The sequence below is a fragment of the Roseateles sp. genome (assembly GCF_052436255.1).
Classification (GTDB): domain Bacteria; phylum Pseudomonadota; class Gammaproteobacteria; order Burkholderiales; family Burkholderiaceae_C; genus Pelomonas.
Genome location: NZ_JBQVNP010000250.1, coordinates 1 through 4,401 on the forward strand (window position 1 = coordinate 1; position 4,401 = coordinate 4,401).

11 protein-coding genes are annotated in these 4,401 nt (G+C 63.8%); all 11 read right to left on the reverse strand.

All coding sequences use genetic code 11. The features are described 5' to 3' along the window. The coding region (locus ACT6S0_RS26835; protein WP_444766781.1) for a hypothetical protein at window positions 1–246 on the reverse strand (246 nt) is incomplete at its 3' end. Then, window positions 243–539 carry a hypothetical protein gene (locus ACT6S0_RS26840; RefSeq protein ID WP_444766782.1) on the reverse strand — a complete coding sequence of 99 codons (297 nt, stop codon included), beginning with the start codon at window positions 537–539 and terminating at the stop codon, window positions 243–245. The genes ACT6S0_RS26835 and ACT6S0_RS26840, both read right to left, overlap by 4 nt. After that, the gene (locus ACT6S0_RS26845; RefSeq protein WP_444766783.1) at window positions 536–829 is read right to left on the reverse strand and encodes a hypothetical protein; all 294 of its coding nucleotides are present in this window, start codon (window positions 827–829) and stop codon (window positions 536–538) included. The genes ACT6S0_RS26840 and ACT6S0_RS26845 overlap by 4 nt, the downstream gene beginning before the upstream one ends. After that, window positions 826–1,764 (reverse strand): phage Gp37/Gp68 family protein, encoded by a 939-nt coding sequence (locus ACT6S0_RS26850; RefSeq protein ID WP_444766784.1) that lies wholly within the window; start codon window positions 1,762–1,764, stop codon window positions 826–828. The genes ACT6S0_RS26845 and ACT6S0_RS26850 overlap by 4 nt, the downstream gene beginning before the upstream one ends. Window position 1,765: 1 nt before the next feature. Then, window positions 1,766–2,140 (reverse strand): hypothetical protein, encoded by a 375-nt coding sequence (locus ACT6S0_RS26855; RefSeq protein WP_444766785.1) that lies wholly within the window; start codon window positions 2,138–2,140, stop codon window positions 1,766–1,768. 3 nt (window positions 2,141–2,143) lie between these two features. Next, entirely contained in the window at window positions 2,144–2,497 is a 354-nt protein-coding gene (locus ACT6S0_RS26860; RefSeq protein ID WP_444766786.1) for a hypothetical protein, read from the reverse strand. After that, on the reverse strand, window positions 2,490–2,753 hold the full coding sequence (locus tag ACT6S0_RS26865) for a hypothetical protein (RefSeq protein WP_444766787.1): 264 nt from the start codon (window positions 2,751–2,753) through the stop codon (window positions 2,490–2,492). The genes ACT6S0_RS26860 and ACT6S0_RS26865 overlap by 8 nt, the downstream gene beginning before the upstream one ends. Beyond that, the gene (locus ACT6S0_RS26870) at window positions 2,743–3,324 is read right to left on the reverse strand and encodes a hypothetical protein (RefSeq protein WP_444766788.1); all 582 of its coding nucleotides are present in this window, start codon (window positions 3,322–3,324) and stop codon (window positions 2,743–2,745) included. The genes ACT6S0_RS26865 and ACT6S0_RS26870 overlap by 11 nt, the downstream gene beginning before the upstream one ends. Beyond that, window positions 3,317–3,613 carry a hypothetical protein gene (locus tag ACT6S0_RS26875; RefSeq protein ID WP_444766789.1) on the reverse strand — a complete coding sequence of 99 codons (297 nt, stop codon included), beginning with the start codon at window positions 3,611–3,613 and terminating at the stop codon, window positions 3,317–3,319. The genes ACT6S0_RS26870 and ACT6S0_RS26875 overlap by 8 nt, the downstream gene beginning before the upstream one ends. Next, the gene (locus tag ACT6S0_RS26880; protein WP_444766790.1) at window positions 3,613–3,846 is read right to left on the reverse strand and encodes a hypothetical protein; all 234 of its coding nucleotides are present in this window, start codon (window positions 3,844–3,846) and stop codon (window positions 3,613–3,615) included. The genes ACT6S0_RS26875 and ACT6S0_RS26880 overlap by 1 nt, the downstream gene beginning before the upstream one ends. Further along, on the reverse strand, window positions 3,846–4,401 hold a 556-nt coding region (locus ACT6S0_RS26885; protein WP_444766791.1), incomplete at its 5' end, for a hypothetical protein. The genes ACT6S0_RS26880 and ACT6S0_RS26885, both read right to left, overlap by 1 nt.

Below are 4,401 nucleotides of genomic sequence, written 5' to 3' on the forward strand. Positions count from 1 at the left end.
ACGCGCACTGCCGCCGAGTTGCGCCAGATGGTGATCGACCGCATTGAGGCAATCCCCGACCTTCGAGGCCAGCTCACTGATGTGCATCGTGGGGGCGTTGTCGGTACCGGCAGCGATGGCGAAGGTGGTCCGACATGGACCGTGCCAGTGCTGACCGACCGCAGCACCCATCGGCGCGACATCGCGCGAATCATTCGGCAACTGCAGATGCAGTACGACCTGGAGGACTAGAGCAAAAGGCGTCATGTCGCCGCCTTCTTCTTGGCTAGTGTCAACAGCCGGTGGTACGAGCCTTGCCTGGCTTGGTGCCCGGCATGCCCGGCACCGAACTCGATGCGCGCAATTCCGTCTATCGCATCCACGCACGCCTGCAGATAAGCGAGGTCGCTGAGAAATGCAAAGTTCGCTCTGCAGGCACGGAAGCGGGTGTTGATGGACCGCTGGATGGCCACCGGCACCATGCGCCAATGACTTGGACACAGAAAGCGCCCCGTATCCACTTCCCGCGAGCAATTGAAGGCGTCGCACTTGCGGTTCATGGCGTGTAGGGCAGCTCGATGACTGCAAAGTCGTCGTAGTACGCGAAGTCCGCCCCTGCTGGGTGGAGCTTCAGCCAGCGTTTGGTCTTACGATCCCAGGCCTCGAACTCGGCATCGTTTTCTGGCGTGTCGACGGCTTGGGCGGGTGAAATAGGACGCTTGAGAACATGCGCATCCAGGGCCGCCTTGAAGAGATGGGCGGCTTCAACGTTCGCAAAGGCTTGAACTGGCCGATCACCTTCGTAGTTCGTGCAGGCCATCACGATGTGGACGGTAGGCCGGCGTTTCATTGCGGCACCTCGTTCCATTCGCGGCCGTCCAACAGGCGGCCAGACAGCTTCTTGCCGAAGCGCTGCAGCGGCTCATCCAGGGAATTCGATGTCGCGAGCTGCGCACCATCGATGCGGCCTCGGCCGTATGGCCCCCACTCTCCCCACTGCTTGTAGAAGAAGGCGACGCCGGCGGCCTGGCACTGGTCGCGCAAGCTGCGTGCCCAATCAGGATGCATGGGTCGCGCGCAGCGGCCGCTCTCGCCGCCGACGATTACCCAGTCGATGAACCGCTGGCCGTGCTGCGACGTTCCCTCGATCGGTGCGATGAGACGGTGGTCGACCTTGACTGCCTCCAGCAGCGGCTCCAGGCTGAGGTAGCGCACCGCGGCCGGAATGCCGACGAGGTGGGGAAGCCGCTCGTCCAGCCGGCGCTGATCCTCGGCGCTGGCGCCGATCCAGACGTTCGGCAGCGGCAGGCCCGACCACGCGGCAACGGGGTTGCCGGTCCGTCGCAGGTTGATCTGCCCGACCTGCTGCCCGATCAAGGCCTCGCGCACCGGATGCGCGAAGTACTTCGCCGCGCGCTTCGCCTGCTTCGTCAGCACCTGGAAGGTGTGGCGCCCGGCCAGCGCCATGACGGCGAAGACCTGGTCGATCCATTCATCCGGTACCGAAGGGTGGAATAGATCGCCGTGCGCGCAGACGAAGATCATGCGCGCGCGGGTCCATTGCAGCGGCTGTTCAAGCCATGCGGCGTTGAACCGCGTCTCGCCCGTCCATACTGGCCCTGCGGCGCTCTCCTGCGTCAGGCCGACGCGGCTGGGATGGTGCCGCAGGCGAGTGCCTGCGAGCTTCATCGCGTAGCAGTTCTTGCAGCCCGGGCTCTGGACACTGCAGCCGGTCACCGGGTTCCAGGTGGCGTCGGTCCATTCGATCTTGCTAGTGGCGCTCATGTCAGCGCTCCTCCCTTTCAAGCGGGACGTCTTCCCACCACGGCTCCCCGCCGGAAGGCGATCGCCAGAGCTGCTGCAACACGCGAATGTGGTTGTGCGCCGGATCCACACCGTACGGCGGAGGGTTCATCGAAGGGCGTACAACGAAGCGCAGTATTCCTTGCGCCACCTTTGCCGAACTGACCAACGCGTGCTTCGTCTTGAAGGTCCAGGTCTGTGGCGTGGAGCCTGGCCCCATTTCGAGAGACTCGGCGATCTGTTGCCGTTCGATCACATGCGCGGCAATGACCAGGCGGGCGAAGCCGACGAAGTCGAACTCGTGGCCCGGCTGAGTCTGCATCGACTCGACCAATTTCAGAATCTGTGCGTCTTTCATGACTCACTCCAGCACCAGCGGCCCGAGCCACCAGTTCCACAAGCCGATGAGCGAGAACACAAGGAAGCAGCGCTCCTTCGCCAAGATCCAGCGGTTGCCCTGATGTTTGTTGAAGGGAATCGCCGCGAGGTTGCTCACCAGAAATGCGGCGAAGCCCCAGACGGGATGCACCTTCGGCAGTGCGAAGAGCAGCGCGCCTAGGACTCCGAACGCGGCTGTCAGCACCTGGACCGCCGAGATCGACCAAGCCGGCCAGGTGCGATTGCGTGCATCGAAGCATCCGCACAGCCAGGCAACGGCGCCGAGGGTCACCAATGCGAAGAGGAACCAGAACAGGCCAATGTGGAGGTCAGCCATGTTGCACCCCTTTCCATCCATCGCCGGGCGCCCATTCGGTGATCACGATGGCGTCTTGGCCGGTGAAGGCCGGGTCATCGCGCACGATCCTGAAGCGCGGCCGGTTGTCAAAGCTGTTGCGTCCGAGCGTGGCCGCCGCGTCCATCACCTCCATCGACTGAAAGTCGTTGGCGGCATCGAAGCGAACGACGTCCTTCCAGGTGCTCGAAAAGATATTGACCTGCAGCTTTGCAGGCTTCGCGCGCTCAATGGCCATCGCACACCCCCGCACGCAGTGGCAGTCTGCCCACCGGAAGATCCTGTGCGTCTGCTTCGCTCGTTTCCAGCGACGGCAAGTCGAGGTCCAGCCCCTCGCCGCAGCCCGAGGTGTCGAGCTTGATTGCCTGGTACCAGTTCGCCAGCGCTGCAGCAGAGCTGATGGTGTGATGCAGGGCCTTCTCACGATTGCCGGTAATCACGGCGCGCAGGCACTTGCCCACAAGACGCCCGATCAGCCAGAACCAGTTCTCCGCGCTCTTCTGGCGGTCGTGGGCCTCGCCGAAGCGATAGCGCTGATGCGATGCCTCGTACTGAACCGCGGAGAGAAACTCTTCGGTGTGCGGGTTGTTGATCAAGCCACGCAGGTGCGCGAGCTCGACGGCAGCTCGCCGCATCAGATCGCCAGGCACGGGGTAAAAGCCGTCTCGCAGAATCTGCAGCTCGGCGTCTGTCAAATTGGACATGGGAAGCCTTTCAAGAAAGGCCCCGACACCCGTGGGTGCCGGGGAGAAGACCAAGCGGCCGGTAGTCGGCTCAACCTGATCAAGGAGGGACGTGGTTTCAGACATGGGGCAGCTTCAGCGGCTCGTGCCCGATGGCGGCTGGGGCCGGCGGCGCTGCGGGCGGCTTCGGCATACGCACCTGGCCAGCCTTGATGGCGCAGTACTGGACGTCGAGTTCGCCATCGATCTCGAAGACTCGGTCGAGGGTCGCGTCGTAGCGAAGATGGCCGTCGACGGCCCCTCGCAGTAGCGCGACAACCTTGAGCCCGGTATCTGCGGGCAGAAGAATCTGGATGTGGCCCACGGTCAGGCAGCACATCGCCTGGTTTGGCTTGCTGGCGGCGCGGGTAACCATCACGCAGCCTCCTGGCCGTGGATGCGCCAGGCGGTCGTGCCGGCTTCCGCGCGGGCAACCTCCAGCTCCTCCACGCGCACAAAGCCGGTGGCGAAAATCTTTTTGCCCAGCCGCTTCGCGGCTTCTTCGGCGCTGTGCGTGCAGCTGCAGCGTCGCCCGCGCACGGTGTTGGTGACGTAGGCGCCGCTGAGGTAGCGCACCGTGGTATCGACCACTGCGATCTTGGTGGCCATCAGCTGACCCTCCAAAGGCCCAGCGTCTCGTCGTCGATGCGGCGGATCGTGAACGCCTTGCTGGTGGCCTTCGAATACTCGTTGACGCACTTCTGGATCGAACCGCGCGAGGAAAGCGGCAGCTCGGCGCAATCGTCTTTCTTCATGCGATCGAACAGCGCCGTCCAGTTCGTGCGCCCGTTCCTAGCACCTTGAGGGATCGGAACACCCGACTTGATCTCAATCTTTGACGTGTCGATGAGGACGCGTTGGCGCTTCTTCTTCGTCAGTGCGGTACCCACCGGGCCCAGGCTGGGATGAATGCTCGGGCGGGCCTTGATCTGCGGGTGGCCCTTGCCGAGTCGATACACCATCTCGTCTTCCTCGGCGTCGTCGAGCCGCACCAGGGCACCCGACTCGACGGCCGGCGTGAGCAACACCGCCAGGCCGCGCACCGGCACGTCGAACTTGACGCTGATGTCGTCGACGGTCAGCGTCTCGGTGGGGTTGGTGGTCAGGAACTCGATCACCTTCCAAGGCAGCGCGCCCTTCGTGGGGGTGTAGAGGGTGCTCATA